This window comes from Kouleothrix sp., from assembly GCF_046328425.1.
Taxonomy (GTDB): domain Bacteria; phylum Chloroflexota; class Chloroflexia; order Chloroflexales; family Roseiflexaceae; genus Kouleothrix.
This window is the reverse complement of record NZ_JAXLWP010000004.1, coordinates 358,614-385,085: the sequence shown is the minus strand read 5'-3', so window position 1 is coordinate 385,085 and position 26,472 is coordinate 358,614. Positions and strand designations below refer to the sequence as shown.

Genomic DNA, 26,472 nt, shown 5'->3' with positions numbered 1-26,472 from the left:
ATAGCACATCGCTGATCAGGTGCTGTGAAGCTGCTTTGCTGTAGCATGTTCTTGATCCAAGTATGGCTATCTGCAGGGGCAAATCCGTGGAATTAGTTTCCCTAGTTGGTCAAGCATGATCGACGATCTCCCGACATATATAACGTGCGATACCTTTCATGACCTCACAGTCGCTCCATCCGAGCCGAATCGTGGCCAGCACACAACGGCCACCCGACTAAGCGCCTGCCGCATAATCTGAACGTCGCGATCAAATGGACGAGAGCAAGTCACTGGTGGTGCAGCTTTATTTATCTCTTACGCCGAAAATATTTTCAATGCCATATCAATAAGTAGCTTTTGCCTCTTCCTAACTTCATTGATATCCCATATAGATAGCGTTGCCAGATCACGGTTGAGCGCAATACTAGATCCACTATAATCTGAGCGCTTCAAATTGAACGGTTTATTGCCAGCTTTACTATTATCGTTGCCTCCCCAAAAAGACAAATTTCCCAAGTTGTTGACTATTGGGTCGAGATCTGGATTTGGAGACGTTGGATTTTTAGCATGAATATGTTCAATAGTTAGTGTGGCAATATCGAATAAACGAGTCCTATCGGGGTTTAAGTTGCCTGTACCTCCTTTCTTACACCAATAGTAATAGTCCTCGATTGTCGACAAGAAATGGCGTATTATCAAACGATTTGATGTGATGCCGTAATTCAGTTGATCTAGAAGCCCCACCTCGAAGGTGTGATCCTTCGCATGATTTATTTGCAGATTATTCAATTGCGTCTGTAGTAATGACAGATTATACGTACTTGGATTCTGGCGGATGAGCTTTGCTTGTGCATTATAAACATTTCCGAGGCGACTTGCGTGGGCTCCCACAATAGTGATATATCTAAATGAGAAACGCTCCAAAAGGTGAACAATTTCGGCAAATAGATTCTCCGCCAAACATTGACTAGCACTAAGTAGCAGCGGGATACAAATAGTATGTTTCAACGTCTTGATAAGCCGTTGAAGTCTATCACGATCCCAAGCTGGTAGAATGGTCGATTGATATGGCCACTGTCCATCACTAATATCAATAAATGCCTCTACATTGTTTCCCATATCCAATACCCGATCGCGGACATTATTAGCGTGACTGGCATCGAATTGACCTGGATACTTAAAGAATGTAGAACGATACTCGTTGGCTAAACCCCGTTGAGGAGCTCGTTTTCCCTGATAAGAGGGATAATACGCCTTTAGAAAATAGTCAATTTCCAAATCCTTATATCCTAGAATTTCATCCCATGTGGCCTCTGTCTGAGCTTGCTGGCTATCATATCCTTCCAGCATTTCTAGCGTATAAGAACGCAAGAGATCACCATCACTAAGATTTTTGCCACGATCGTTTAAGATTGAGAATAGACGATATGCTTCCTGATGATTGTCACTTATAATATGAATGACGTAGCAATCAACAGTAAGGCACGAATGAAGAATAAGAAGCTTATTAATTTTCTCATCAATTGAGTGTGATGTATCGCTAATGATAGGTTTATGGATTAGTTCTTCATAAATATACCGCCATGCTTGCTGTAAACGCCGATGAGAGTCGCGCTGAAAGATTGTCTGCGTTCGAGAATTACCAGCGTTCTCTAATATCTCTTTAAAAAAGGAATCGTCTGCTTTAGATAGGTTTATTCTGTGATGGTGCTTTACTTGTCCTTGTTCAACCTCTGGATATACCAAATGAGTATTGTTTATGACATCGGAGTGCGCATTAGCAGTCTGGGCTCCAGTATTGTTACCTTGGCTCATTGCTTCTACAGCAATCTTCTCGAAGCCACTTAATAAGGCATTCAATGCTATTGTTACTGTTGTTAGTCTTTGCTGCCCGTCGACAATATCGTATTCATCACCAGACCGTGTACCTGCAACTGTTCGTTTGACACTTACTACACCTCCAAAAAAGTGGGCCATTTGCTTACCAGGCGTGTTCAATCGCATAGTATATATGTCTCGGATATCATGAACAAACTCCTCAATTTCCTCTTCGTCCCATGCATATGAACGCTGATATCTTGGAATCTTTAAAGGAAATCTCTGCAACAAAAGCTTTCCAAATGGAAGATTCTCAGTAGCTTCGATCATGGTGTTGCTACCTTTCTAATGAGACAAATCAGTAATTTATCAGTGGATTACTGTTATCCCCTTATTGCATGGCACACATTTGTTCTGATATGACGATTTGCAGCATTGGTATGCCTTGTACCATCATTTTGATAGCCTATAACGGCGCGTACTCGCTCGATAGATTCATGGCTTCCTAATCAGCTATTTTAGCTCTAGCACAAATGTGTGTCATGCAATGAGCTGTTATCCCAATTCCCGCGCATCATCCATCAACTGATCCGTTGTCACCTGGAAGAACTTGGCAATCTTCAGGATCAGCTCGGCCGATGGCTGGTGCGAGCCGGCTTCGAGCCCAGCAAGATGGCTGTGCGCAACACCCAGCTGTACGGCGAGTTGGCGATAGCTTAGGCCAGCGCGCTCACGCAGGGTCCGCAGCTTTTCACCAAATCGTTGCATAGTGTCGTACGCGCCAGAGGTATTGACATTCAGGTTCAGCCATGCTATAGTGTTCAGTGTGACCGAACACCTACAGTCTGCTTGAACAATGATGCAGAAGTAGATTGTAGATAGGAACCAAGCCTATGGGCGCTATGACTCCTGAAGAGCTACTACGCCACTGGTCTGGCGAAGCCCTATCCGCTGATATGGCGATCGGGCAGGTTCTACAGCATTTGGTCAAGCTGCAGACTACAGTAGAATCGCTCAACCGCACGGTCTCAAAACTACGTGCTGATACAGAAGCGCTTGGCCTGCGAACTAGCGCCACACCTGCAAAATCCTCAAAACGGCGGTCTGACTGATCATTGGCTATACTACCATAGCTAGACGGTTCTGATCAAATCAACCAGACTCCAAAGTGGCTGCCCAACTTGATCAACCACCTGTGCCTTCAGTTCTTGAATTCCGGCGTTGGCATATTCCTCGGCGATCTGGACAATTAAGTCTTCGTCAGCCAGCACCTGAATATCGCCGGTTTTGGCAATTGCAATCGCTTTGAGGATTGGCATGTCAGCTTGCTCTGAGAACTGGGTGAAATGAAAGATTTGCTGCTTCTTGCCAACGATTGGTTTGGGCAAACCTCGGCGATAACCCAAGCATGTCGCTAGCATAAACACGTCTTTCATGGTTCGGAACGGTGCGTTCTCGGGGTTGTTACCCTCGGAAAGCTGTTTGTATAGCTCGTGCAGGCTAGCGTCGATACTCACGCGCCCGCTGCCGCGCCCGGCTGTATCACTCATCGTCGCAGCTCCTCAATGATGGTGCAGCTGGTGTTTGGGTCGAAATGTAGCACATACTCGGCGCCAATGCGTGGCCGCAGATTTTCCAGCGCCTGGTCGCGCAGCTCTTCGTCAGTCACAAACAGCACGAGTTGCGTTGCCAACTCAGGAATCCGCGCCGTAATACTTTCGCGGTGGGCCGATGATAATCGGCCAAACGGTGTGTCCATCACCAGCGGGGCCTCGCGCTCGGCGACGCCGGCCATAGCGGCGATAAAGGACAGGCTGAGCACCTGTCGTTCACCGGCCGAGAGATCAGAGCGCGCCGGTAAGCCGTAGCGGTCGATCACGTCAAGCTGATACTCTTTGGACAGCCGAACCTCGCTGAAGTGCCCACCCTTCCAGGCCAGCGACTGAAAGATCTCTCGCGCGCGCTGCTCGATCTGTTGGCGCTTCTCTTCGGCGAACGACTTATAAACAGTGTCGATAATCTCCGAGGAGTGTTGCGCCAGTTCGATCTTGTGGCTTAGCAATTGCTCGCGCACCTCACTCTTGCGGGCGAGGCTGATCTGTTTCTCGAGCTCCACGATTTTCTTGCGCAGATCTTCAAGCTGCATTCCGACGCGAATGTCTTCTTCCTGATACTTATCCATGTCGGCCTTAAATTCGGCACGCTTCTTCGAGAGCATACTGGCTTCGCTATGATCAGAATCGTCCATCTGCTGCTTAATATCGTCGCGTTCGGCATAAAGACGATCCATTGTTTGTTCCAGGCGCACCTTCTCGACCATCGCGTCGTTAAGCACGCGCACGATATCTGCGCCGCGTTCAGGCAATGACCTTAGAATGCCGCTGGTGGTCAGCACATTATTTTCCAGTGAACTCGGTACTGCCGAGCCAAGTAGCTTTAGCAAATGTATATGCGCCTCATCGTGCTCGGCGAATGACCGCCCGCAGATACACATCTTGCGGTCGAGCAGATCCTGCACAAACTGCTGGCGGATATTGCTAGGGATTTCGCCGCGCTGGCGCTTCTCATCGAGGATAGCTTGGGCTTTCGCAATTGCATTGCCAATCAGTGCGATATAGCCCTGGCTGGCCTGGTCGCGAATGCGATTAACCAAGCCTTTGAAGTCCAGGTCGCGCTCCTGCATCTGGGCTGTGTATAGGTCGTACTGTTTTTGGAGCGCCTGTACTGCATCGAGATTACGCAGCTGCTGGTTGACTTCTTCGTCGTGCTTTTTAGCGGCCGCGATCTCTTTCTTAAGATTATCCTGGCGAGCAGCCAGATCAGTCTCTTGCTGGCGCAGCTCAACATCCTTCGCGACCAGGGCTTTCAGTTCGCCACTGGCCAAGCTGCGTAGCTCAGTGCGTAAGTCGCGCGCAACTTTGCCCAAGTGATCGCGGGCGTTCTCAAGTACCTTCAGGTTGAGCACGCCATACACCGCATAGCGCACTTCGTCGGCCGATTCGGGCCGAGCGAATGTCTCGATTTTTTCGCCATCGAAAAGGAAATAGGTTCGGACATTCGCCGGCAAAATCGCATTCATTGTGCCGATAGCATTATCGACACGTACTGATTGACCATCGTAGCGCGTACGCATCAACAAAAACTCGATATCCGGCTTTTCACGAACGCTGCCGTCGGGCTGCTTCATCCCTTTCAGTTGCCGTGAGGCGACATAGCGCTGCCCCTCGTGAATAAAGGTCACAACAACTTTGGTTCGAACTTCTTCACCGACCTCCGCGCGCAGCACTGCTTCTTTGCTAATGATCTGCCCGATACCCTCAACACCTTCGCCATACAAGCACCAATTGAGCGCAGCAAAGAGCGATGTTTTGCCGGCCCCATTAACGCCGTGAAACACCGTAACATTGCGCTCGGCGTCCTGCGAAAAACGCACCAGTTGCTCGCCGAAGTATTGGCGGAAGTTGGTCAGGGCGATCCGCTCAAGCTTCATTGTCGGCGTCCTTCAGCGTATCGCGAGCGATCCGATCGAGGATGTCGAGGATCGGGCCTTTATAGCGTGGCTCCCTGAGATGAATATTTTCTAGCTCGAACTGGATGACGTCGGTGATCACCTGCCGGGTTGCGTCGTCGCATTCGGCGAACAAGGCCATGATCTGTTTTTGAAGCGTCGCCATATATCAGACCTCATAGATATCGTATCTTCTTGCGATGGCGCGGATAACGTCAAGCGCTTGGTGTTTGTTACGCGCGCAGGCCGCGAATTCACGAAACCGCCCAACCTCGTGCCGTATTATACTTTGCTCGGCGCTGAACAATGCGCCGCCGCGCCATGATTGTGGAGGAATTGCGACAAGATCATAGATCATCGCCTCGCTTTTGCCTGGTGAGCGACGCAAAATGCGCCCGCGCCGTTGGATAAACTCGCGCGGGTTACTACTGCTCGCGAGAATAAAGGCAATGCGCGTGCTTGGTACATCGACGCCTTCATCCAGGCATTTCATTGCTACCAAACCGTCGAGCTGACCGCTAGCGAAATCCGTCAGCAACTGCTGGCGCTCGTCGTTCGGCTCTTCGGCAGTAAAGCGATGAATCAGCATCTCGTGATTCCAACCAAGTAGCCTGCAAACCTCGTCGATCTGCTCGGGTGCGCAGTAAAACAGGGCATGCTGGACTTTGCCGAGTTCTGTAAGTAGCCGATCCAATATGACAAGTTTGTTTGCGGCATTATTGAGCAGCCGTGCGCGTTTGATCAGCAGCATTTCCAGCGCATTTTGCAGATCGTCGTCGTCGCTCTCCATGAGCTTGCCGATCTGTAGGCTCAGCTGCTGATACTCGGCCAGCTCGTCGGGTGTCAATTCCACCAGCTGCGGGTAGTAGGTATATGGTGTAAGCACATCACCGATCGCGCGTTCGAGTGGAAATTCGAACACCGTCGGGCCGAAATATGTACGTAGCGCTGATGTGCCAACGTCATCGAACCAGCGATCTGGCGTTGCCGAAAGCCCAAGGCGATTGGCGATCGCTTCTGGTAAGCGCAATCGGCGCTGTTCTGCGCCAAGATGATGCACTTCGTCGGCGATCAGCATTGCTGGCCCGCTGATTCGCGCAATCGCCAGCTGAAAATCATTATCGGTAAACGTTGTGTGGGTAGTGATCACGGCCAGATGAGTGCGATCCTGATGATTATACTCGCTAATCTGCTGGTTGAGCGGCTTGAGCCAATCTTGTTTGCGCTGGTAGGCAAGGATCGGTACAAGGCCAAATTCGGCAGCTTCGCGCTTCCACTGATCAACCAAGTGCTGGTAAGGGCACGTAATTATGACTGCTAGGCGTCGATCCCGGCCAAACAAACGTACCATAGTGGCTAACGCGGTGATAGTCTTACCCGTGCCTGTCGCCATTTCGAAAATACCCTGGCACCCCTTTTTGAACCATTCGCGGAGCGCCTCTTCTTGATAATCGCGCAGCCGTAGATCAGTTGGGCGATGTGGTTGATCTGGCAGTTTGTAGCTGCCCAAGCGCTCGGCTATGTGTTCAGGCAACTCATACGGCCGTTCCCCGCTGCGCAGCTTCAAGATCTGCTCACGCGCGGCCTCGGGCAGATCGAAGACGCGCACATTTGGGTCTTCGCCATGCCACAACCGGTCGAAGCGCTCACGATCGTGGAGAACAACATCGGCGTGATAGGTATTCCATGAACAAAAGGTCTTGATCGACTCGTAGTTACGCGTGCCTTGGATACTATCGTTATAGCTACCCTCGAAGCTCACACTCTCGCCGTTGGTGTCGGTAAAGACGCCAAATTTTGCATGGAATTCACCGGTCAACTCATGTGCAGGCACCGCTAAACGGAAATCGATCACGCGATCGGCGATCATCCACGCCAATGCTGATAAAGTCTCTGTTTCGAGAGTACGTGCTAAGGTCGCAATATTCTGGTCGAGCGCTTGATAAAGCAAGCTATCACGGCGGGCACGGCTGCCCTTCAGCATAGCCTGCCAATCATCGGCCGACAAGATCGGGCTGGTGATCCAACGTGCACTGCCGCCGTTTTGGGCAAACACAGCCATACCTCGGGCATTAATTCGCAGCCACCCCGAGCTAAAGAAGCCAACGCCGCGATCGTAGCGCGCGGCGCCAGCCAGCAACGGCCCGAAGAGATCCCTCGTGAGGTCGTGCGTGGACGTGTCGAGGAAGGCAGGGATGGCGAGGTCGCGAAATAGCGCCATGTGGATAGTTAAGCATTGCTAGACTGTGCGATTGCTCATAATCACAGTATAGATGTATTTTTCTGATATGCAAGCGGGTATAGTGGTGTTTTTGGTTGCTTTTTTGAAATCTTGATAGTTTCTTTTGCGGGCGCTTCGCCCCGCGCCCCGATTAGGTCGCTCACGCGGTTGATTCTTGCGGGCGCTTCGCTCCGCGCCCCGATTAGGTCGCTCACGCGGTTGATTCGTGCGGGCGCTTCGCCCTGCGCCCCGATTAGGTCGCTCACGCGGTTGATTCTTGCGGGCGCTTCGCCCCGCGCCCCGATTAGGTCGCTCACGCGGTTGATTCTTGCGGGCGCTTCGCCCCGCGCCCCGATTAGGGGAACCAGGCCGGTTCCCCTAAAACCCCTCCAGCAAGTGAAGCCCTACCAGCGGGAACGCCATGCGCTCATGCCTCTGGGCAAACCAACACGTGCTTCTGTGCCCCAAGGCATGCGCCACCAGCATTTCGAATGAGGCAGCTTGCTTTACGGGGTCCGGGGCAGCGCCCCGGCGGCGGGGATGCAAGGGGCCGGCGGCGGCCCCTTGCCGCGGGGCACGGGGCCGCGTAGGCCCCGCTAGGCGCGCTGAGCTACGACCGCAGACCGTTGGCGAACGGAACGCGCTGCTCGATACTGTGTGCTCCTGGGGCAGGCAAGCAGAAATGAGGGTGCGATGCCACTGATCGAAGTCGAAGATCTACGCAAAACGTTCAGCGTGGCGGTGCGGCGCGGCGGGCGGATGGGCGCGCTGCGCTCGCTGCTGGCGCGCGAGTACCGCCAGGTGACGGCGGTAGACGGCGTGTCGTTCGCGCTGGAGGCCGGCGAGATGGTTGGCTACATCGGCCCGAACGGCGCCGGCAAATCGACGACGATCAAGATGCTGACGGGCATCCTGGTGCCGAGCGGCGGGCGGATCGAGATCGACGGGCGCATACCGCACCAGCGGCGCGTCGAGCACGTGCGGCGCATCGGCGTGGTGTTCGGGCAGCGCAGCCAGCTGTGGTGGGACCTGCCGGCGATCGAGTCGTTCGAGCTGCTGCGCCACATCTACCGCATCCCCGAGCCGCGCTGGCGCGCGAATCTGCGCGAGTTCACCGAGCTGCTCGAGCTTGGGCCGTTCCTCGAAACCCCCGTGCGCCAGCTGTCGCTCGGCCAGCGCATGCGTGCCGACCTGGCGGCGGCGCTGCTGCACGAGCCCAAGATCCTGTTCCTCGACGAGCCGACGATCGGCCTGGACGTGGTGGCCAAAGAGCGCATCCGCCGCTTTCTGCACGACATCAACCGCGAGCGCGGCGTCACGGTCATCCTCACCACGCACGACCTCGACGACATCACCAGGCTGTGCCAGCGCGTGGTGCTGATCGACCACGGCCGCGTGATCTACGACGGCGGCCTCGAGCGCCTGCGCGAGCGCTTCGGCCGCGAGCGCACGCTGGTGGTGGATCTCGACCAGGAGGTGAATGGCATGAGCGTGCCGAACGCCGAGCTGGTGCGCCGCGAGGGGCCGCGCGCATGGCTGCGCTTCAGCCGCGAGGCCACCACCGCCGCCGCGCTGATCGCCGAGGTGGCAGCGCGCTACCGCGTGCGCGACCTGACCGTCGAGGAGCCGCAGATCGAGGCGATCGTGCGCGGGATCTACGAGACGGGCAGCGCCGGATAGTTTGCGGGCGGGCAGAGCGCAGCTGGCGGGGCGAGCACAAGGCTCGCCCTAACCGGGGCAGCCACGCTTGTCGGGGTGCAGCTGGCGGGGCGAGCACAAGGCTCGCCCTAACCGGGGCAGCCACGCTCGTCGGGGTGCAGGAGGGGGCGGCTAGCGGGGCGAGCACAAGGCTCGCCCTAACCGGGGCAGCCACGCTCGTCGGGGTGCGGGGAGGGGCAGGGCTTGCGTGTTACATCGCGGAGTTGGAGCGCTTGCCGGGCCGTTTGCGCTCCGACTTGCGCTTCAGCCCCAGCATCAGCACTGCCGGCGAGTCCGAGCCATACTGCGCCACCACCTGCGCCCGCGCCCCTAGCACATCCTCATGGAGCGCCCACTCTGCCTCGATCGACGCCGCGCGCATCTCGAGCAGTACCTTTGCCGCCCGCGCCTCGGCGGCGTGGGCATCGCGCACGCTGTCGCTCCGCGAACTCAACGACGGCGCGCTGTGTGCACTATTCACTGGCGTATAATCTACGAGCTTGTTGATACCAAGCACCGTGCTCAGGTCGAACCGTACCTTGTTGGAGGGCAGCCGTTTCCTTTTGTTGCTGTTCATAGTTCCTCGTTGATGTCGTCATTGCATCGTTGCTTGTGCTGGCCAATCCAGCACGTAGGCAAATATACCATTGCTGCCGAACGGCCGCTACCACATTTTATTGCAATTGGTGAGCGTATAGCGAGCAGTGATGTCATTCACTGCATTCACCCTATAAATCACAAAATACTGCCGCAATATAGCAAGTGATCGCAGTGACCTAGCAAGTGATCGCAGTGACCTAGCAAGTGATCGCAGTGACCTAGCAAGTGATCGCAGTGACCTAGCAAGTGATCGCAGTGACCTAGCAAGTGAGCGCAGTGACCTAGCAAGTAAGGGCGAGCCTCGTGCTCGCCCCAAGCACGCCCTCGTGCTCGCCCCAAGCACGCCCTCGTGCTCGCCCCAGCCGCTGCGCCCCAGCCCACAGGATCGGAGCGCGCAGGCCCACACGGGGTATGTGTAGGTGTGTGTAGGTGTGTAGGTGTGTAGGTGTGTGTAGGTGTGTGTAAGGGCGAGCCTTGTGCTCGCCCCCGTGCTCGCCCTCGTGCTCGCCCCAAGCCCCTAAGTGGCATAGTCCCGCATCGCGCGCTCGAGGCGCGCCACGCTATCGCCCAGGCCGCCGGGCCGGTTGCGCGCCAGCCACACCGCCCGGTACTCCTCGATGATCTCGCGCATATCGGCCGCCAGCGCGCGCGCGGCCCCCGCGTCGGGCGCGTGCATGTACAGCCCGCGCATGCACGCGTGCCGCAGCAGCCGCGCCGTCTGCGCAAGCTCGCGCGCCAGCAGCGCCGCGTCGGGCCGCGCCAGCCGCAGCGCCGGCAGCAGCGCTGCCGCCTGCTCGGTCGCCTCCAGCGCCGCCTCGAAGTCGGCCTGCGCGAGCAGCGGGCTGCTGTGCGCCTCGGCCGCCGGCATCTGCAGCGCCCAGAACAGCGCCGACGAGTTTGGCGGCTCGACGCCGGCCGCGCGGTAGATGTTGCCCAGGCCGTAGGCCAGCTGCCCAGCCACGCCCGCCGTGTCGCCGAAGGCGAAGCGATCGAGCGCGGCCGGCAGGTCGAGCGCGCGGTTGGCCGCCAGCGCCCAGCTGTAGGCCGCGCCGGCTGCCAGGCCCAGGTAGCTCACCGGCAGCGCCTGCCAGTGCCCGCGGTCGCCCCAGTCGGTGTTGAGGTAGCCGCTCGCGCCGTGGCTCAGGCCGTGCTCGGCCGCACTGCGCAAGTTGCCGAGCGCGTTGTCGGTGCGGCCGGCGATGCTGCACCAGGCCGAGGTGCCGGGGCACACGTAGAACGGGATGCCCGAGGCCGCGAAGCGCGCGCCGTGCTCGGCGAACGGGTGGCTGGCCTCGTAGCCCCACTCCAGCGCGATCGTGTCGCGCGGCAGCTCGGGTATCAGCTCGGGGTGCTGCACAATGATGTCGCCCCAGAACTGCGGCGTGCGCCCGTGTGCCCGCGCCTCGGCCAGCACCTGCCTCAGGAAATCCAGGTACACTGGCCCCTCGCCACGCCGCGCCACCTCCTCGCGGCTGCGGCCCTGGCCCAGGTCTACCGTCTCGTCGCAGCCAATATTGACCATGCGGCTGGCGAAGTGCGGCAGCAGCTCGCCGAGCATGTCGCGCACCAGCGCGATGCTGCCTGGGTCGCCGGGGCACAGGCTGAACGGGCCGCGCATCCGCGTGTTCCACGGCGTGTCGAACTCGTCGTGCGTCTCGGCCAGCGCGGCGTAGCGCGGGTGCATGAGCCAGCGCTCCATGTGGCCGAAGGTGTTCTGGTTCGGCACCAGCTCGACAAACCGCTCGCGGCAGTAGGCGTCGAGCCGCAGCACGTCCTCGCCGGTCATGGGCGAGGCGGCGGCCCACACCTCGGGGTGGCGCGTGTAGGCGAAGGTGTGCTCGGTGTAGAGCTGGAGCTGGTTCACCTTCCAGCCGGCGAGCATGTCCACCAGCCCAAACAGCGTCTCGAGCGTCGGCACCTTGTCGCGGCTGATGTCGAGCATCACGCCGCGCGCCGCGAAGTCGGGCCAGTCGTCGATCGCCAGGCACGGCAGCTGCGCCCCGCGCGCCTCGGCGAGCTGGATGAGCGTGGCCGCGCCATAGAACGCGCCGGCCGGGTCGTGCGCGGTGATCGTGATCCGCTCGGGCGTGATCGCCAGCTGGTAGCCCTGCGGGCGCGTGGCCTGCGCTGGGTCGATGCGGATGCTCACGGCCACGGCAGGGTCGCCGTCGTCGAACGCCACGATGGGCCACGCGCCCGGCGCCGCCGCGCGCAGGCTAGCCTGGAGCCGCTGCGCCGCGCCGAGCAGCAGCGGTGCGGCCGCGCCGTCGAGCGCGATCCGCCGCGCTCCGTCGAGCTGGTGCTGGCCAGCGTGCCGCGCCAGCGCGCGCGGCTGCGGCAGCAGCACAAGAGCTTCGGTCATCGTCGCCTCTTTCTCTGCAGATGCACGGCTGGCTATAGCAATCCTATCGGATTCATAAAGGGGAGGAGATTTTTCTTTGGGGGGCTGCGCCCCCCTGGCCCCTGCTTTTTATGACTCATGTAGGATTGCTATAGCTCGCGTCGATCGCATTCTCGGCCACTACCTGCTGGTACCACAGCGCGCTGTCCTTCAGCGTGCGCTGCTGGGTCGCGAAGTCGACCCAGGTAATGCCGAAGCGCTGGCGGTAGCCAAACGCCCACTCGAAGTTGTCCATCAGCGACCAGATATAGTAGCCGGCCAGCGGCGCGCCATGCTCGATCGCGCGGTGGGCGGCGGCCAGGTGCTCGTGCACATAGCGGCGGCGGCGCTCGTCGCGCACGCGCCCGTCGGCGCCGGGAGCATCCGAGTAGCTCGCGCCGTTCTCGGTGATGTACAGCTTGGGCACGCGGTAGTCGGTGGTGATGCGCATGAGCAGGTCGTACAGGCCGCTGGGGTAGACCTCCCAGCCCATCTCGGTCCACTCCTCGCGCGGCGCGCGCACCACCGTGCGCGGGGCATTCTGCTCCTCGGGCACGCGGCTGCTGCGCAGCACCTCGCGGGTGTAGTAGTTCACGCCCAGGAAATCGGTAGGCACGGCGATCGCCTCAAGGTCGCCGTCGCGCAGCCACTCCGGCCCCGAGGCCGGGAGGTAGCCGGCGGCAACGTGATCGGCCAGCATATCGGCCGGGTAGCGCCGGCCGTACAGCGGGTCGAGAAACCAGCGGTTCATGTAGCCGTCGTGCCAGCGGTATGCGTCGGCGTCGGCCGCGCTCGGCGAGGCCGGGTAGCCCGGCGAGGGGTTCAGCACGATCCCCACCGACGCGCCGGGGCTGTTGCGGCGGATCACCGGCACGGCCCAGCCGTGCGAGAGCAGCAGGTGGTGGCAGGCGGCCAGCGCGGCCGGCCAGTCTTTCCAGCCAGGCGCGTGCTCGCCGATCTGGTGGCTCAGGAACGCGGCGCACCACGGCTCGTTGTGGGTCATCCACAGCTTCACCCGGTCGCCGAGCGCGCGCGACACAATGTCGGCGTACTCGGCAAACGCCTCGGCGGTGGCGCGCGCCGGCCAGCCGCCCTCGTTCTGCAGCGCCTGCGGCAGATCCCAGTGGTACAGCGTCGCGGCCGGCTGGATGCCTTGCTCCAGCAGCGCGTCGACCAGGCGGCTGTAGAAGTCGAGGCCGGCCTGGTTGGCTGGGCCGCGCCCGGTGGGCTGGATGCGCGGCCAGGCCACGCTGAAGCGGTACGACTTGACGCCTAGCTCTTTCAGCAGCGCTACGTCTTCGCGCCAGCGGTGGTAGTGGTCGCAGGCGACATCGCCGGTGCTGCCGTCGGCGATCTTGCCGGGGGTATGGCTGAAGCGATCCCAGATCGACTCGCCGCGGCCGTCTTCTTCGCTAGCGCCTTCGATCTGGTACGACGAGGTGGCGGCACCCCAGAGGAAATCGCTGGGGAATGTGAGCTTGGGCATAGGAACCTCACATCTTCAAGAACTGCGGAGTCCACGAGAGCCGCGCGGCACCGGCGCGGCGCGGCCTGTGTAGTATACCGCAATCGCTTGCAGACACTGCGGGCTTCGCCCCGATTGGCATACGACTTGCTTGAAAGACCATGGGCTTCAACGCGCGTTCCTGCCTTTGCGCCTTTGTGGCAAACGCCTTTCGGCGAGCCACAAAGGCAGGCAGGTGTAAAGAACATGGGCTTCAGGGCGCGTTCCTGTCTTTGCGCCTTTGTGGCAAACGCCTCCGGAGCGGCATATCGGGCGAGTGGCCCGCTTGATCCTGCAACCGATTTCAGAGCGAGCCGCGCGCCTATTGATAAGAGCCACGCTTGCATATATAATAGGCCCACCGCTATCGAATAATTGATTGTAAAAGGCGCGAAGGCGCAGACGTGCCGTGCCAGGAGCTACCTCTCAGCGTATGACCAAGCCCGCAACGATACACGACATCGCCCGCGAAGCTGGCGTATCGGCCAGCACGGTTTCGCGCGTGCTGAACGGCACAGTGCCGGTGGCCGAGAACAAGCGCGCCGCCGTGCTCGACGTGATCAACCGCTGGAACTACCGGCCGAATGTCGTGGCGCAGGGCCTGGCGCGCGGCCGCGCCGGGGTGATCGGCGTGCTGACGCAGGCTATGTTCAGCCCGTTCTACGGCGAGATCTACCAGGGCATCGAGCAGGGGCTGCACGGCAGCGCCTTCCACCCGATGTTCGCCAGCGGCAACTGGCGCACCGCCGAGGAAACCACCGCGCTCGACCTGCTGCTGCAGCGCCAGGCCGACGGCCTGATCGTGCTGTGGGGTACGCTGCCCGATCAGCAGCTGCAGCAGGTCGCCGGCCAGCGCCCGCTGATCGCGATCGGCCGATCGATCGCCGGCTTCGAGCGCCAGTGCCTGCGCGTCGACGATGTGCAGGGCGGCTACCAGGCTACCCGCCACCTGATCGACCTGGGCCACCGCCGCATCGCGCATATCACCGGGCTGCTGGCCCAGCAGGATGCCCGCGACCGCCGCGAAGGCTACCTGCGCGCGCTGGCCGACGCCGGGCTGCCCGCCGAGCCGCAGCTCGTGGTCGAGGGCGATTTCGCCGAGCAGTCGGGCCTGCTGGCCATGCAGGCGCTGCTGGCGCGCGCGGCCCGCTTCACCGCGATCTTTGTTGCCAACGACCAGATGGCCTACGGCGCGCGGCTGGCGCTGTATCGCTACGGCATCCGCGTGCCCGACGACATCTCGATCATCGGGTTCGACGACCAGGTTGGTTCGGCCTACACCACCCCGCCGCTCACCACCGTGCGCCAGCCTACGCAGGCGATGGGCCGCGCGGCCGCGCAGGCGATCGTGCGCATGCTGAACGACGAGCCGCTCGACCTGCCGACCTTTGCCACCGAGCTGATCATCCGCGAATCGACCGCGCTCTACCGCAATTAGTACTTGCCTGGCCAGGACGCGCGCAGCGTCCTTCGGCCCACCCCCTCGCCCCCTCGCCTTCTGCGGCCCTTACCCCGGCGCGCCGGCGCGTGGTATACTTACACTCCCTCACACGGGTGGGCGGCTGATCGACGGATCGTGGGCGCAAGCCGAAACCGCGCCCAACCGCTCGAAATATCGGCGCATCGATAGGAGCGCTATGAGTACGCTCGATATGCTAGTCGTCAGCGTGATCGTGCTGTGCGGCTTGCTGGGGATCTACTGGGGCTTCATCAGGCAGGTGCTGTCGGTGGTCGGGCTGGTGGCCGGCCTGGTGCTGGCCCAGCGCTATGGTGGCCGCGCCGCCGACGCGCTCAGCTCGTTTGTGTCGAACAGCGCGCTAGCCCAGGTGCTCGGCTTTGTGTTCGTGCTGCTGGCGGTGAGCGCGGCCGTCAGCCTGGTGGCCACGCTGCTGCGGCGTTTTGTCGGGCTGCTGTTTCTGGGCTGGCTCGACCACCTGATCGGCGGCGTGCTGGGCCTGCTGCAGGGTGCGCTCGTCAGCACCGTGCTGCTGCTGATCGCCGCGTTTTTCTCAACCGAGCTATTCGTCGGCGCGCTGGAGCGCTCGCGCGTGGCGCCGCAGCTGGTGCACGCGCTTGGCGCGCTGGTGCTGGTATTTCTGCCCGCGCCATTCCATTCGCCGGTACAGCGCTTGCTAACAGGGCAGTAGGCGCAACACCCAGTTTACATAGAACGTCAATTCTGGTAGAATCTAGCCTGTGTAACCCGCGACTTCGAACAGGAGCAGATGATCATCGAATCCACAGCACTTGCGCGGCGGGCGCTGGAGCTGGCCGAAGACAAGCAGGCTAGCGATATTGTGATGCTGGATCTGCAGAAGCTCAACTCGGTGGCCGATTATTTTGTGATCTGCACCGGCGAGAGCGATCGGCAGCTGAAGGCGATTGTCGATACGATCGACGAGACGGTTGGCCGCGAGTTCGGCCGCGACGCGCGCATTGAAGGTACGCCCGACACGGGCTGGGTGTTGCTCGACTACGGCGATGTTGTCGTGCATGTGTTCTCGGTTGCCCTGCGCGACTATTATCGGCTCGAGCGTCTTTGGAGCAAGGCGACCCCGGTGGTGGTCGTTCAGTGAGGGTAGCATGGAAACGAACCGCAGCACACGATACGTTCTGTTTGCTCTAGGCGCCGCGCTCGGCAGCGCGCTGGGCCTGGTTCTCGGCTCGCTGCTGACGTTCTGGATCGGCGAGGAAACGCTGCGCGCCATTCAGCGCGGCCTGCGCCGGCTCACCGGCGGCGACGACCGGCCGAACTTCGAGATGCTCCTGCAGTAGGTTTGCGCTAGGCAGAGCTTCACAGCTCAGAGCTTGGAACCTGATTTGCGTTCCTTCTCGTCCCCTACCCACTCGCTCGCGCCGTCGGCCCAGATCTCTTTCTTCCAGATCGGCGCGACCTGCTTGATCCGATCCATGATCTGTTCGGCGGCCTCGAATGCCTCGTGGCGATGCGGCGCGGCCACAACGATCAGCACGGCGGCCTCGCCGATCGCCAGCCGGCCGATGCGGTGGTGGATGGCGATCGCGCCGGTGCGCCACTGCGTGCGCGCCTCGTCGGCCAGCTGCGCCAGCACTTTCGCCGCCATTGGCTCGAACGCCTCGTACTCGAGGTAGGCGGTGGCGCGCCCGCCGAAGTTGTTGCGCACTACCCCAGCGAACGTTACAATCGCGCCCATCTCGGGCGCCGCCACCAGCGCCACCAGCGCCGCCGGGTCGAGCGGCTCGGCGGTGATGGCGTAGAAGGCGGCGGGCTGCGGTGCCTGGGCCTTGGGCGCTGAGCTATCCATGGGCATCCCCTGATCCTGCTAGAGCATACGCAGCTGGCGCGCCGCCGCTCACCGGCGGGATGAACGCGACCTCGTCGCCATCGCGCAGCTCGGTTTCGGGCGTGCCATACTCCTCGTTCACCGCGTACAGCAGCTTGCCGCGGTAGGGCGCCAGCCGCGGGTAGCGCGCCGCCAGCAGATCCCACAGATCGGCCACCGTCGCGCCTGCGCCCAGCTCCACCTGCTCTTGGCTGCGCCCGGCGATATCGCGGTGCCCGGCGAAGTAGCGAACTGTCACGTGCATGTGTGTCTCTCGCAGGCCAGGGCCAAACACAAACCCAAGGCGCTGCGGCGAGGGCAACCGCGGCCCTCGCGCAAGCGCGTGTTCGCCCCTGGCGCCTGGCTATTCGTCCGTGGTGGTGTGCCGGATCGGCACGCCGTGCTCGGCCAGGTAGCGTTTTACATCGGCGACGCTGTACTGCCCGAAGTGAAAGATCGAAGCCGCCAGCACCGCGTCGGCGCGGCCCTCGCCCAGCCCGGCGAGCATATGCTCGGGCGCGCCAACGCCGCCCGAGGCGATCACCGGCACGCCCACCTGATCCGAGATCGCGCGCAGCAGCGCCAGGTCGTAGCCGCTGCCGGTGCCGTCGGCGTCCATGCTGTTGATCACGATCTCGCCTGCGCCCAGCTCGACGCCGCGCCTGGCCCACTCGAGCGCGTCGAGGCCGGTTGGCCGCGCGTTGGCGCCGGTGTGGGTGAACACCTCCCAGCGCGGGCCGGCAGCCTGGCCGTCCGGCGGGGCGCGCCGCGCGTCGATCGACAGCACAATACACTGGCTGCCGAAGCGCCGCGCGCCATCCTCGATCAGCTGCGGGTTGAGCACCGCGGCGGTATTGATCGAAATCTTGTCGGCGCCGGCGCGGAGCATGCGAAACATGTCGTCGACGGTGCGGATGCCGCCGCCAACCGTGAGCGGGATGAACACCTGCGCGGCGGTGCGCTCGACCACCTCGGCCATGATCGAGCGGTCGTCGCTGCTAGCGGTGATGTCGTAGAACACCAGCTCGTCGGCGCCGGCGGCGTCGTAGGCTGCGGCCAGCTCCACCGGGTCGCCGGCGTCGCGGTGGTTGAGGAACGCCACGCCCTTCACCACGCGGCCGCCCTTGACATCAAGGCATGGGATGATTCGTCGTGTTAACATAGGCTGTGCTCTTCATACCAATCGGCCAGCGTGGCCGCTGCCGGCTGCGCTGCTACCGCGTCACTTCGTGCCGCCGCGCTCGATCTGCTCGGCCTTGAGCTGCTCGAGCTGGCTGTGCAGCGTGGCGGCCAGCGCGTCGACGAAGCGCGTGGTGCCGCGCTCGACCTCGCTGATGTAAATGCTCTGCTCCTGCTGCGCCTGGTCGAGCCGCGTCGTGGTGCGCGCCAGCCGCTGCTCGATATCGCGCACCCACACGTCGAGCCGCTCGAGCCAGGCGCTGATCTGGCGATGGTGCTGCTCGTCGGTCTCCTGCAGCGCCACGACTTTATCTTCCTGCTGGTGGCGCAGCTCTTCGAGGCGCTCCTGGTTCATCAGGAAGCGCTCGGTGGACACGCGCTCGACGCGCTTGATCTCGCTGATGATGTCGGGCAGGCGCGCCTCGATATTGTTGATCTGCGCGGGCAGATCGGCCGTCAGCAGCTCGATATGCTGGCGGATCTCGTCGAGCCGCACAATCCGGCTGTGGTGGTCGTCGAGGACCGAGCGCACGTCGGCCACCAGCTGCTGCGCCTCGACGGCCTGGCGGCGCAGGCTCTGCTTCTCGATCTGCAGATCCTCGCTGAACTTGCGCGTCTCGCCGCGCACCTGCTCGTCGGCGGCGTACAGCCCCTCGAGCTGGCCGGCCAGCGCGCGGTGGCGCTCTTCGCCCTCGCGGATCTGCGCCTGCCAGCTCAGCGTGCGCTGCTCAAGCTCTTCGATCCGCACCAGCCAGCCGGCCACCTGGTCGCGATCCTGGCGGCGCGCCTCGCCAAGCTGGTGGATCTGCGTCTGCATCTCGCGGATCGGTTTGGCGCCTTCGTCCACCTTGATCAGCGCGCCGGCGATCTCTTTGCGCAGCGTGGCAATATCGCGCCGGTAGCCGTCGAGCGACTGCCCGACCTCCTGGCGGTAGCGCTCGAAGAGGCCCTCGGTCTGCGCCGCAGTGGCCTCGACTTTGCGCACCTGCTCCATGGCCCAGTTGTACTTGTTGGTCTGGTCTTTGATCAGCCGGCGCAGCTCGTCGATCTGCCCTTGCAGGTACACGATCTGCGATTGCTCGGCGGCGCGCAGGCGCTCTTCTTCATATTTGCTGGTGACGTTAGGCTTGTTGGTCATGTGTGTCTCCGGGTCGAGTTGTTTGAGCCGGTTACGCGGTTGCTCGCCGCGCGGGTTGTTTGGAGGGCGGCGCAGCCGTGCACGCCGCGCTACCGAAGCGCCGCGAGCGCCTCGGGCAAGCTCAGGTTGCCGGTATACAGCGCCTTGCCGACGATCGCGGCCTCGACGCCGAGCGCCGCCAGGCGCCGCAGGTGTGCCACATTGCCAACGCCGCCCGACGCGACAATCGCCGGGCCGTCGTGCTGCACCAGCGCGCCGATCGCCGCAAAGTTCGGCTCGGAAAGCGTGCCGTCGCGCGCGATATCGGTGTAGATCACGTGCCGCACGCCCAGCGCGGCCATGTGGTCGATTAGCGCGGTGGCCGTCACCTGCGACTGCTCGACCCAGCCGGCGGTTGCGACAATGCCGTCGCGCGCGTCGACGCCGATCGCGATCTCGTCGCCGTAGCGCTCGACCAGCCGGGCGATCAGCTCGGGCTGCTCGACGGCTGCGGTGCCTAGCACCACGCGCGAGACGCCCAGGCCCAGCGCGGCCAATACTGCCTTTTCGTCGCGCAGGCCGCCGCCGATCTGCACCGGCACCGACACCGACTGGACGATCGCGAGAATAATGTCGGTATTGACGGGGTGGCCTGCGCGCGCCCCGTCGAGGTCGACAACGTGCAGCATTCTGGCGCCCTGCGCCTCCCAGCGCTGCGCGACTGCGGCCGGGTCGTGGTCGTATATGGTCATGCGCGCGAAATCGCCCTGGTAGAGCCGCACGCATTTGCCGTCTTTGATGTCGATCGCGGGAATTATATCCATGTATTTTTTTGGCATGGGGCCGCGGGCAGCCGGCAGCGCCGCTATGCTGCGCCGGCCGCGTGCTGCCTACTAGTGAGCCGCCCAGTGTATAAAATTCGACAAAAGCTGCAGGCCCCAGCGCCCGCTTTTTTCTGGGTGAAACTGAACCGCAGCCAGGTTGTCGCGCAGCAGCGCGCTGGGAAAAGCGGTGCCGTAGTCGGTCGTCGCGGCGACAATCGCGGGGTCGGCGAGGTCGCAGTAGTATGAGTGCACAAAATAGAAGTCGCTGCCGTCGGGGATGCCCGCGAACAGCGGGTGCGCGGCGGTAGTGGGGGCGTAGCGCAGCTGGTTCCAGCCGATCTGTGGCACTTTCTGGCCGCCCGGCAGGCGCCGCACGCTGCCGCCGACCACGCCGAGGCATGGGTGCGGGCCGAACTCTTCGCTCTGCTCGCACAGCACCTGCATGCCCACGCAGATGCCCAGAAACGGCTTGCCGGCGCCAACGCTGTTGCGGATGGCCGCCACCAAGCCCAGGCGCTCGAGGCTGTTCATGGTGTCGAGGGTGGCGCCCACGCCGGGCAGCACCACTGCAGGGGCGGCCAGCACCTCGGCCGCGTCGGCCGTAACGCGCAGCGCGGCGCCGACTTTCGTGAGCGCGCGCACCACGCTGCGCAGGTTGCCGGCGCCGTAGTCGATCACTGCGATCGGTGATTCTGCCTGTGCATTGTTCATGGGTGTGTATTATACCATTGTTATGCGGCCGCGGCCCAGACGCGGTAGCCGCGGCTCTGGGCCAGGCAATCGGCGCGCGCGAAGCTCGCGCGCAAGAGCTGGTCGTAGCGCAGAAATTGGTTCGCCACCAGCACGAACCGCCCGCCGGGCCGCAGCGCCCGGCGCGCCTGCGCGATGAATGCCTGGGCTATGTCGTAGGTTACCGCCTTGCCGACGTGAAACGGCGGGTTGCTGAGCACCAGGTCGTATGCGGCGTGGCGCTCGGGCGGCACGCCGTCGGCGGCGTGCACGCTGGCATTGCCGATGCCGTTACGCGCCAGCGTGGCCGTAGCCGCCGCCACGGCGAGCATGTTCGCGTCGGCCAGCTCGGCGTGGGCCGCACCCAGCCGCGCCGCCACGGCGCCGATCGCGCCGCCGCCGCAGCCCAGGTCGAGCACGCGCAGGCCAGTGGGCTGCTCGATCGTCTCGATCAGCAGCCGCGTGCCTTCGTCCAGCCTGTCGTGCGCGAACACGCCCGGCAGGCCGTACAGCCGCAGCCGCACGCCGCGCAGCTCGGCCTCGAACTCGGCCCAGCTGCCGGGCGCGATGCCCGGCGCGCCGGCCCAGGCGGGCAGGGCGCCGCCGGGTGTGCGCTTGAGCGCCTGCGCCACGCGGCAGCCGCCGCCGTAGGCCAGCACCGCCGCGCCGCCAAACAGCGCGCCCGCGTCGTCGATGATCGAGCGAATGCCGTGGTCGTTTGCGCCGGCCAGCAGCAGCGCGCCGCCCTCGGCCAGCGCGCCGAACGCCTCGAGCAGCCGCCGCCGCGCCAGCCGCCGGTCGGGCGGCGCCAGCAGCAGCGCGAGGCCGCAGCTGCCTGCGTGCTCGGGCAGCAGGCTTATGCCGTCGAGCACCTGCGCGTTGCCCAGCGCATTGGCCGCGAACGTGCGCCTGGCCATGGCGATGCCGATCGCGCTCAGGTTGGAAAACAGCAGCGCCGCCGGCCGGTCGCGCAGCGCCAGCGCGGCCGCCAGCGCGGCGTTGCCGCTCGCCAGCAGCGCCACGCGCGCGCCGGCGGGCGGGCGGGCCGCCTCGTACAGCAGCCGCTCGGCGGGACCAACAGTGTCCCAGTCGGGCATCCCTGGCTTGGTGATCAGCTGAAACGCCTGGCCGCCCAGCGCGACGGTGCGCGTATGCACCTGCTCGTATGGCGGCGCCTGGGCTGGCATCAGCCGCGGAAGATCGGGTGGCGGTCGAGCGCCCGCCGGATCAGCGCGCTGATGTCGGGCTCGGCGGTAAGCGCCGGGCCGAGCGGGTCGGCGGCGGGCGCGCGGCCCATGAGCGCGCGCAGCGACGCCAGCGCGCCGCCGCTCAGCGCCGGCAGGCTGTAGCCGCCCTCGAGCACCAGGGCGATCTTGCCGCCGCACAGCTCGCCGGCCAGCGCCACCAGCCGCTCGGTCAGGGCGGCGTAGCCAGCGATCGACAGCGACAGCGGGCCGAGCGGGTCGTCCCAGTGCGCGTCGTAGCCGGCCGACACCAGCAGCATCTGCGGCTCGAAGCGGCGCAGTGCCGGCAGCAGCACCTGGTCGAACAGCTGCGTGAAGCCCATATCGCCGGTGCGGTAGGGCAGCGGCAGGTTCAGCGTGGCGCCGTAGCCGTCTTCAATGCCGGCCTCGCCCTCGCTGCCGGTGCCGGGGTACAGCGGCGACGCGTGCGTCGAGCAGAACAGCACGGTGCCGTCGTCGTAGAAGCAGTCCTGGGTGCCGTTGCCGTGGTGCACGTCGAAGTCGACGATCGCCAGCCGGCCGAGGCCGTGGTTCTGCAGGGCGTGGCGCGCGGCCACCGCCACGTTGTTGAAGAAGCAGAAGCCCATGGGCTGGCCGGGCGTGGCGTGGTGGCCCGGTGGCCGTGTGAAGGCAAAGGCGTTGCTGGCGCGCCCGGCGGCCACCGCGTCCACCGCCGCGATCGCTGCGCCGGCCGACATCAGCGCGGCGTGCCAGGTATCGCGGGTGGTGTAGGTGTCCATGCCGAACCAGGCGTCGTCTTGCGAGGCTGTCCAGCGCACCATGTCGAGCAGGCGGCGGCTATGCACGGCCAGGATCTGCGCCTCGCTGGCTGGCTCGGCCGGCAGCTCCAGCAGGTCGGGCCGCAGCCCGCTGGCGTCGAGCGCGGCCTCGATCGCCTGGAGGCGCGTCTTGCGCTCGACGTGGCTTGGCTCGTCGTGGCCTTCGTGCTGGGTGTTGAAGCTGACGGCGGTGGTCATTACGCGCCCGTTCTGTATGCCAATGCGGCTCGCATTATAGCATACGCGGCTGCGGTCGGCCGCGCCCGTCGGGCAGCGCTCTGTTCTAACTGGCACGACTTACGCGGTGTTCTCGCGCGTGGGAAGTTTGGAGGGCGCAAGCCCTCCAAGATCGAGCCGAGCGAGAGAGCAGGCTACCGCGGTGGCCGCGACCTGCCAAAAGGAGCTTTTCGGGGGCGGCTTTGCCGCCCCCGAACCCCCACTACGTAGCTTGTGTAATTGAACGCAGGCTGCACCGGCGCCGCTTTAACCAGCACGGGGCGAGGCCCCGCCGCAGCTAGGGCAGCCGCACCGCGTCGCCATCGCGCTCGAGCAGGCCGTCGCGGGCCAGGCCGTCGACAAGCGCCAGCAGCCAGGGCATATCGCCCGCGCCGAAGTCGTCCTTCAGCGCGGCGCCGAGCGCGGCTATACCGAGCGACTGCCCGGCCGGCAGCGCGCGCAGCGTGTCGATCGCCCTGCCGCGAAAAAAGCGGCTCGACCCGGCGTAGGGCGCGGCGCGGCGCTCGGCGAGCGCGCGAGCGCGCGGGGGCGCGGCGGGCATGGTGGGCGCGCCCGCCTCGAAGGCCAGCTCGTCGGCAGCGCGCCGCGCGGCGTAGTCGCGGCACCAGCGCTGGGCTGGGCAGCGCCAGCAGGCCGGCGCGGGGATGCAGATCAGCGCGCCCAGCTCCATGATCGCCTGGTTCCAGGCCCAGCCCTGGCCGGGCGGCACGGCGGACTCGGCCAGCGCCAGCAGCTGCGCCTCGGGCAGGGCCGTAGGCTCGGCGAACAGGCGCTGGAGCACGCGGCGGATGTTGGTGTCGATAAAGCCGACGTCCTGCTCAAAGGCGAAGCAGGCGATCGCCCCGGCGGTGTAGCGGCCGATCCCCGGCAGCGCCAGCAGCGCCGGCAGGTCGCGCGGGAACTGGCCGCCGTGGTCGGCCAGCACCACGCGCGCGGCGCGCTGCATATTCACGGCGCGGCGGTTGTAGCCCAGCCCGGCCCAGGCGCGGATCACCTCGGCAGTTGGCGCGGCCGCCAGCGCCTCGAGCGTCGGGAAGGCTGCAAGGAACGAATGGTATTTGGAAATCACCCGGTCGACCTGCGTCTGCTGGAGCATAATCTCCGACACCATGATCCGGTAGGGGTCGCGCGTGTGGCGCCAGGGCAGGTCGCGGCCGGATGCGGCAAACCAGCCAAGCAGCGCTTGCCAGATCGCCGGCAGATCGGCTGGCGGGGTGGAGTTCTGATGCATAGGCGACATTATACTGCTAGTTCTCCTCATCCGGCTGATTACCTGCTTTGTGCGGCGGTTCAGGGGTGGCGAAGCCGCCCCCAAATTTCTCATTGTGTTGCACTACGTGGCGAAGCCACGTAGTGCAACATAGCCTATAAGTGATCAAGCGAACAGCGTATCAAACGGTGTAGGTATAATTGTCACATAGTCGTAATACAGCCGCGCGAGCGCCTGAGTATAATCTAAGTACTACCATTATAAGTCTCACAAGCTCATGGTTAGCGAACCGGCCGACTCGATCGACACTGCCCGCCTGCCCGCTACGCGCCTTCAGCTGCGCGGTGTGGCCTGGCTGGCTGCGCTGCTTGCTGGGCCACTTGTGCTCGCGGCGGCCTGGCTCAGGCCGGGGCTCAACCAGCCGATGCTGCACAACCCGGCTGGGCACCTGCTGATCGCGCTCGCCGGCGCGCTGATCGGCGTGGCGCTGGCCCTGCTGGTACTGCACGTCGCGCGGCGCGCACATGATGGCCGGGTGTTTCTGGTGGGCATGGGCTTTCTAAGCACCGCCGGCATTCTGGTTACGCACGCGGTGGCTACGCCCGGCGCGCTGCTCGGCGGGCGCGAGCTGGCCACTGCGTTCTCGGCGCTATTCGGCCTGGTGCTTGGCAGCGTGTTTTTCGCGCTCAGCGGGCTGCCGCTCGCGGCTGGCGCCAATACCCTGCTGATGCGCAGGGCGCGCCTGATCGTGCTGGCGCTTTTCTGCTTCATCGCGGTGTATAACTGGCTGCTGCTGCTGCTGATCCCAAGCTTCGGCGCCGCGACCGCGCCGGCTACGCACTCAAGCGCGCAACACGCGCCCGGCGCCGTGCTGCCGGCGGTTGCTCTCGCGGCGGTGCCGATCGCCGGCGCGCTCACGCAGCTGCGCGGCTGGCTTGTCGGCGCCGGCTTGGCGCTGTGGGCGAGCGCTGCGCTGCGCCACTACCAGCTGTACCGGCGCTCGCCCTCGCGCTTTGGCCTGGCGCTGTGCTGCGGCGCGGCGCTGTTCGGCGAAGCGCTGCTGACGCAGTACTATGCGCAGGCGTATAGCCTGCTGTTCTGGGTGTACCACGCGCAGGAGTTTCTGGCATTTGGCGCGGTTGGCTACGCGGTGCTGGCGGGCTACCGCAGCGGCCTGAGCCGTGAGAGCGTGCTCGAGAGCCTGCTGCTGGCCGGCTCGCGCGCGCGCCTGCAGGCCGAGTACATTGGCGCGATGGATGCGCTGATCGACGCGCTGGCGCATGGCGACCGGCCCGACCCGGCGCTGCGCGGCGCACTGCGCGAGCGCGTCGGCCTGACGGATAGCCAGGTGCAGGTGTTTGAGCGCGCCGCGCTGGCAGTGGCCCAAGAGCGCCGCCAGCGCCACGAGCTCGAGCGGCTCAACAGCACGCTGCGCCAGGTCGAGGCGCACAAGAGCCAGCTGACGCAGATGGTAGTGCACGATCTAAAAAACCCGCTGACCGCGCTGATCAGCTTCCTCGACGTTCTGAACATGAGCCAGCTCTCGCCCGCGCAGCACGATCTGCTTGAGGGCGCGCTGCGCAGCAGCCAGAATCTGTCGGGCCTGATCGGCGATATGCTCGACGTCACGCGTATCGAGGAGGGCCAGCTCGAGCTTGAGCTGAGCTGGTTTGTCGCGCACGATCTGCTGCACGACTGCGTCGGCGCGCTGCGAAGCTGGCTGGAGCAGGAGGGCAAGTCGGCCGAGATACGCGCGCCAGCCGAGGCGGTGCTGATCCATGGCGACCTACGGCTGCTGCGGCGGGTGGTGCTGAACCTGCTGTCGAATGCGATCAAGCATACACCGCCCGGAACGCATATTCTGCTGAGCGCCGCTGCCGTTGCGGGCGGCGCCGGCGTAGGTGTCGCGATCGAGGTGGCCGACGACGGCCCGGGCATCCCGCCCGAGCGGATGGAGCGGATCTTTCAGCGTTTCGGCAGCTTTGCCAGCCGGCCCAGCGCACGCCAGAGCAGCACCGGGCTGGGGCTGACATTCTGCCGCCTGGTGGCCGAGGCGCACGGCGGCTCGGTGGGCGTCGAGAGCAGTCTGGGCGCGGGCGCGACGTTTCGGGTGCTGCTGCCGTGCGCACAGCAGTAGCGC

At 63.5% G+C, this 26,472-nt stretch carries 24 protein-coding genes; 6 read left to right on the top strand and 18 right to left on the bottom strand.

Annotated features, from left to right (window positions below):
- Positions 1 to 297: 297 nt before the first annotated feature.
- The 6 genes from U0177_RS04420 to U0177_RS04395 all read right to left on the bottom strand — a co-directional run bounded on the left by U0177_RS04420 (position 298) and on the right by U0177_RS04395 (position 7,529).
- The gene (locus U0177_RS04420; RefSeq protein ID WP_409569382.1) at positions 298 to 2,130 is read right to left on the bottom strand and encodes a DUF262 domain-containing protein; all 1,833 of its coding nucleotides are present in this window, start codon (positions 2,128 to 2,130) and stop codon (positions 298 to 300) included.
- 225 nt (positions 2,131 to 2,355) lie between these two features.
- Positions 2,356 to 2,568: a helix-turn-helix domain-containing protein gene (locus tag U0177_RS04415; protein WP_409569381.1), complete on the bottom strand. Its 213-nt coding sequence runs from the start codon at positions 2,566 to 2,568 to the stop codon at positions 2,356 to 2,358.
- 365 nt (positions 2,569 to 2,933) lie between these two features.
- Positions 2,934 to 3,350 (bottom strand): hypothetical protein, encoded by a 417-nt coding sequence (locus U0177_RS04410; RefSeq protein WP_409569380.1) that lies wholly within the window; start codon positions 3,348 to 3,350, stop codon positions 2,934 to 2,936.
- The gene (locus tag U0177_RS04405) at positions 3,347 to 5,290 is read right to left on the bottom strand and encodes an AAA family ATPase (RefSeq protein WP_409569379.1); all 1,944 of its coding nucleotides are present in this window, start codon (positions 5,288 to 5,290) and stop codon (positions 3,347 to 3,349) included. The genes U0177_RS04410 and U0177_RS04405 overlap by 4 nt, the downstream gene beginning before the upstream one ends.
- Positions 5,280 to 5,474, bottom strand: coding sequence for a hypothetical protein (locus tag U0177_RS04400; RefSeq protein ID WP_409569378.1), 195 nt, complete (start codon positions 5,472 to 5,474; stop codon positions 5,280 to 5,282). Before U0177_RS04400 ends, U0177_RS04405 begins: the two co-directional genes overlap by 11 nt.
- A 3-nt stretch (positions 5,475 to 5,477) precedes the next feature.
- Positions 5,478 to 7,529, bottom strand: coding sequence for a DEAD/DEAH box helicase family protein (locus U0177_RS04395; protein ID WP_409569377.1), 2,052 nt, complete (start codon positions 7,527 to 7,529; stop codon positions 5,478 to 5,480).
- Between the two features lie 693 nt (positions 7,530 to 8,222).
- Here U0177_RS04395 and U0177_RS04390 point away from each other — a divergent pair.
- Positions 8,223 to 9,209 (top strand): ATP-binding cassette domain-containing protein, encoded by a 987-nt coding sequence (locus U0177_RS04390; RefSeq protein ID WP_409569376.1) that lies wholly within the window; start codon positions 8,223 to 8,225, stop codon positions 9,207 to 9,209.
- A 229-nt stretch (positions 9,210 to 9,438) separates the two neighbouring features.
- On the opposite strand, the gene U0177_RS04385 is transcribed toward U0177_RS04390, so the two are convergent.
- From U0177_RS04385 to U0177_RS04375, 3 genes are all read right to left on the bottom strand, one after another.
- Complete coding sequence (locus U0177_RS04385; RefSeq protein WP_409569375.1) at positions 9,439 to 9,804, bottom strand: hypothetical protein; 366 nt, start codon at positions 9,802 to 9,804, stop codon at positions 9,439 to 9,441.
- 540 nt (positions 9,805 to 10,344) lie between these two features.
- The gene (locus U0177_RS04380) at positions 10,345 to 12,189 is read right to left on the bottom strand and encodes a beta-N-acetylhexosaminidase (RefSeq protein ID WP_409569374.1); all 1,845 of its coding nucleotides are present in this window, start codon (positions 12,187 to 12,189) and stop codon (positions 10,345 to 10,347) included.
- Positions 12,190 to 12,304: 115 nt separating this feature from the next.
- Positions 12,305 to 13,693, bottom strand: coding sequence for a GH1 family beta-glucosidase (locus tag U0177_RS04375; protein ID WP_409569373.1), 1,389 nt, complete (start codon positions 13,691 to 13,693; stop codon positions 12,305 to 12,307).
- 451 nt (positions 13,694 to 14,144) lie between these two features.
- On the opposite strand from U0177_RS04375, the gene U0177_RS04370 reads away from it, so the two are divergent.
- From U0177_RS04370 to U0177_RS04355, 4 genes are all read left to right on the top strand, one after another.
- Positions 14,145 to 15,149, top strand: a complete 1,005-nt coding sequence (locus tag U0177_RS04370; RefSeq protein WP_409569372.1) for a LacI family DNA-binding transcriptional regulator — start codon at positions 14,145 to 14,147, stop codon at positions 15,147 to 15,149.
- 199 nt (positions 15,150 to 15,348) lie between these two features.
- On the top strand, positions 15,349 to 15,858 hold the full coding sequence (locus tag U0177_RS04365) for a CvpA family protein (RefSeq protein ID WP_409569371.1): 510 nt from the start codon (positions 15,349 to 15,351) through the stop codon (positions 15,856 to 15,858).
- Between the two features lie 78 nt (positions 15,859 to 15,936).
- Positions 15,937 to 16,287, top strand: coding sequence for a ribosome silencing factor (gene rsfS / locus U0177_RS04360; protein WP_409569370.1), 351 nt, complete (start codon positions 15,937 to 15,939; stop codon positions 16,285 to 16,287).
- A 7-nt stretch (positions 16,288 to 16,294) separates the two neighbouring features.
- Positions 16,295 to 16,486 (top strand): hypothetical protein, encoded by a 192-nt coding sequence (locus U0177_RS04355; protein ID WP_409569369.1) that lies wholly within the window; start codon positions 16,295 to 16,297, stop codon positions 16,484 to 16,486.
- 26 nt (positions 16,487 to 16,512) lie between these two features.
- Here U0177_RS04355 and U0177_RS04350 read toward each other — a convergent pair whose 3' ends face one another.
- The 9 genes from U0177_RS04350 to U0177_RS04310 form a co-directional block, all read right to left on the bottom strand.
- Positions 16,513 to 16,995, bottom strand: a complete 483-nt coding sequence (locus U0177_RS04350) for a molybdenum cofactor biosynthesis protein MoaE (protein ID WP_409569368.1) — start codon at positions 16,993 to 16,995, stop codon at positions 16,513 to 16,515.
- Complete coding sequence (moaD, locus tag U0177_RS04345) at positions 16,988 to 17,278, bottom strand: molybdopterin converting factor subunit 1 (protein ID WP_409569367.1); 291 nt, start codon at positions 17,276 to 17,278, stop codon at positions 16,988 to 16,990. Before moaD ends, U0177_RS04350 begins: the two co-directional genes overlap by 8 nt.
- Before the next feature lie 99 nt (positions 17,279 to 17,377).
- Complete coding sequence (gene hisF, locus U0177_RS04340) at positions 17,378 to 18,175, bottom strand: imidazole glycerol phosphate synthase subunit HisF (RefSeq protein ID WP_409569366.1); 798 nt, start codon at positions 18,173 to 18,175, stop codon at positions 17,378 to 17,380.
- Between the two features lie 60 nt (positions 18,176 to 18,235).
- Positions 18,236 to 19,330, bottom strand: a complete 1,095-nt coding sequence (locus U0177_RS04335) for a hypothetical protein (protein ID WP_409569365.1) — start codon at positions 19,328 to 19,330, stop codon at positions 18,236 to 18,238.
- A gap of 89 nt (positions 19,331 to 19,419) precedes the next feature.
- Entirely contained in the window at positions 19,420 to 20,133 is a 714-nt protein-coding gene (hisA, locus tag U0177_RS04330) for a 1-(5-phosphoribosyl)-5-[(5-phosphoribosylamino)methylideneamino]imidazole-4-carboxamide isomerase (RefSeq protein WP_409569364.1), read from the bottom strand.
- 69 nt (positions 20,134 to 20,202) lie between these two features.
- Positions 20,203 to 20,844 carry an imidazole glycerol phosphate synthase subunit HisH gene (gene hisH, locus U0177_RS04325; RefSeq protein ID WP_409569363.1) on the bottom strand — a complete coding sequence of 214 codons (642 nt, stop codon included), beginning with the start codon at positions 20,842 to 20,844 and terminating at the stop codon, positions 20,203 to 20,205.
- 20 nt (positions 20,845 to 20,864) lie between these two features.
- A complete protein-coding gene (locus U0177_RS04320) occupies positions 20,865 to 22,049 on the bottom strand; it encodes a class I SAM-dependent methyltransferase (protein ID WP_409569362.1) in 1,185 nt (394 codons plus the stop codon).
- Positions 22,049 to 23,083 carry a histone deacetylase gene (locus U0177_RS04315; protein ID WP_409569361.1) on the bottom strand — a complete coding sequence of 345 codons (1,035 nt, stop codon included), beginning with the start codon at positions 23,081 to 23,083 and terminating at the stop codon, positions 22,049 to 22,051. The genes U0177_RS04320 and U0177_RS04315 overlap by 1 nt, the downstream gene beginning before the upstream one ends.
- Before the next feature lie 316 nt (positions 23,084 to 23,399).
- On the bottom strand, positions 23,400 to 24,362 hold the full coding sequence (locus U0177_RS04310; RefSeq protein ID WP_409569360.1) for an A/G-specific adenine glycosylase: 963 nt from the start codon (positions 24,360 to 24,362) through the stop codon (positions 23,400 to 23,402).
- A 247-nt stretch (positions 24,363 to 24,609) separates the two neighbouring features.
- On the opposite strand from U0177_RS04310, the gene U0177_RS04305 reads away from it, so the two are divergent.
- Positions 24,610 to 26,469, top strand: a complete 1,860-nt coding sequence (locus U0177_RS04305) for an ATP-binding protein (RefSeq protein ID WP_409569359.1) — start codon at positions 24,610 to 24,612, stop codon at positions 26,467 to 26,469.
- Positions 26,470 to 26,472: the final 3 nt, after the last annotated feature.

Excerpts from the sequence above, each read along its gene's own strand:
- U0177_RS04420 (WP_409569382.1), bottom strand. The coding sequence starts at position 2,130 with ATGATCGAAGCTACTGAGAATCTTCCATTTGGAAAGCTTTTGTTGCAG.
- U0177_RS04415 (WP_409569381.1), bottom strand. The coding sequence starts at position 2,568 with ATGCAACGATTTGGTGAAAAGCTGCGGACCCTGCGTGAGCGCGCTGGC.
- U0177_RS04410 (WP_409569380.1), bottom strand. The coding sequence starts at position 3,350 with ATGAGTGATACAGCCGGGCGCGGCAGCGGGCGCGTGAGTATCGACGCT.
- U0177_RS04405 (WP_409569379.1), bottom strand. The coding sequence starts at position 5,290 with ATGAAGCTTGAGCGGATCGCCCTGACCAACTTCCGCCAATACTTCGGC.
- U0177_RS04400 (WP_409569378.1), bottom strand. The coding sequence starts at position 5,474 with ATGGCGACGCTTCAAAAACAGATCATGGCCTTGTTCGCCGAATGCGAC.
- U0177_RS04395 (WP_409569377.1), bottom strand. The coding sequence starts at position 7,529 with ATGGCGCTATTTCGCGACCTCGCCATCCCTGCCTTCCTCGACACGTCC.
- U0177_RS04390 (WP_409569376.1), top strand. The coding sequence starts at position 8,223 with ATGCCACTGATCGAAGTCGAAGATCTACGCAAAACGTTCAGCGTGGCG.
- U0177_RS04385 (WP_409569375.1), bottom strand. The coding sequence starts at position 9,804 with ATGAACAGCAACAAAAGGAAACGGCTGCCCTCCAACAAGGTACGGTTC.
- U0177_RS04380 (WP_409569374.1), bottom strand. The coding sequence starts at position 12,189 with ATGACCGAAGCTCTTGTGCTGCTGCCGCAGCCGCGCGCGCTGGCGCGG.
- U0177_RS04375 (WP_409569373.1), bottom strand. The coding sequence starts at position 13,693 with ATGCCCAAGCTCACATTCCCCAGCGATTTCCTCTGGGGTGCCGCCACC.
- U0177_RS04370 (WP_409569372.1), top strand. The coding sequence starts at position 14,145 with ATGACCAAGCCCGCAACGATACACGACATCGCCCGCGAAGCTGGCGTA.
- U0177_RS04365 (WP_409569371.1), top strand. The coding sequence starts at position 15,349 with ATGAGTACGCTCGATATGCTAGTCGTCAGCGTGATCGTGCTGTGCGGC.
- rsfS (WP_409569370.1), top strand. The coding sequence starts at position 15,937 with ATGATCATCGAATCCACAGCACTTGCGCGGCGGGCGCTGGAGCTGGCC.
- U0177_RS04355 (WP_409569369.1), top strand. The coding sequence starts at position 16,295 with ATGGAAACGAACCGCAGCACACGATACGTTCTGTTTGCTCTAGGCGCC.
- U0177_RS04350 (WP_409569368.1), bottom strand. The coding sequence starts at position 16,995 with ATGGATAGCTCAGCGCCCAAGGCCCAGGCACCGCAGCCCGCCGCCTTC.
- moaD (WP_409569367.1), bottom strand. The coding sequence starts at position 17,278 with ATGCACGTGACAGTTCGCTACTTCGCCGGGCACCGCGATATCGCCGGG.
- hisF (WP_409569366.1), bottom strand. The coding sequence starts at position 18,175 with ATGTTAACACGACGAATCATCCCATGCCTTGATGTCAAGGGCGGCCGC.
- U0177_RS04335 (WP_409569365.1), bottom strand. The coding sequence starts at position 19,330 with ATGACCAACAAGCCTAACGTCACCAGCAAATATGAAGAAGAGCGCCTG.
- hisA (WP_409569364.1), bottom strand. The coding sequence starts at position 20,133 with ATGGATATAATTCCCGCGATCGACATCAAAGACGGCAAATGCGTGCGG.
- hisH (WP_409569363.1), bottom strand. The coding sequence starts at position 20,844 with ATGAACAATGCACAGGCAGAATCACCGATCGCAGTGATCGACTACGGC.
- U0177_RS04320 (WP_409569362.1), bottom strand. The coding sequence starts at position 22,049 with ATGCCAGCCCAGGCGCCGCCATACGAGCAGGTGCATACGCGCACCGTC.
- U0177_RS04315 (WP_409569361.1), bottom strand. The coding sequence starts at position 23,083 with ATGACCACCGCCGTCAGCTTCAACACCCAGCACGAAGGCCACGACGAG.
- U0177_RS04310 (WP_409569360.1), bottom strand. The coding sequence starts at position 24,362 with ATGTCGCCTATGCATCAGAACTCCACCCCGCCAGCCGATCTGCCGGCG.
- U0177_RS04305 (WP_409569359.1), top strand. The coding sequence starts at position 24,610 with ATGGTTAGCGAACCGGCCGACTCGATCGACACTGCCCGCCTGCCCGCT.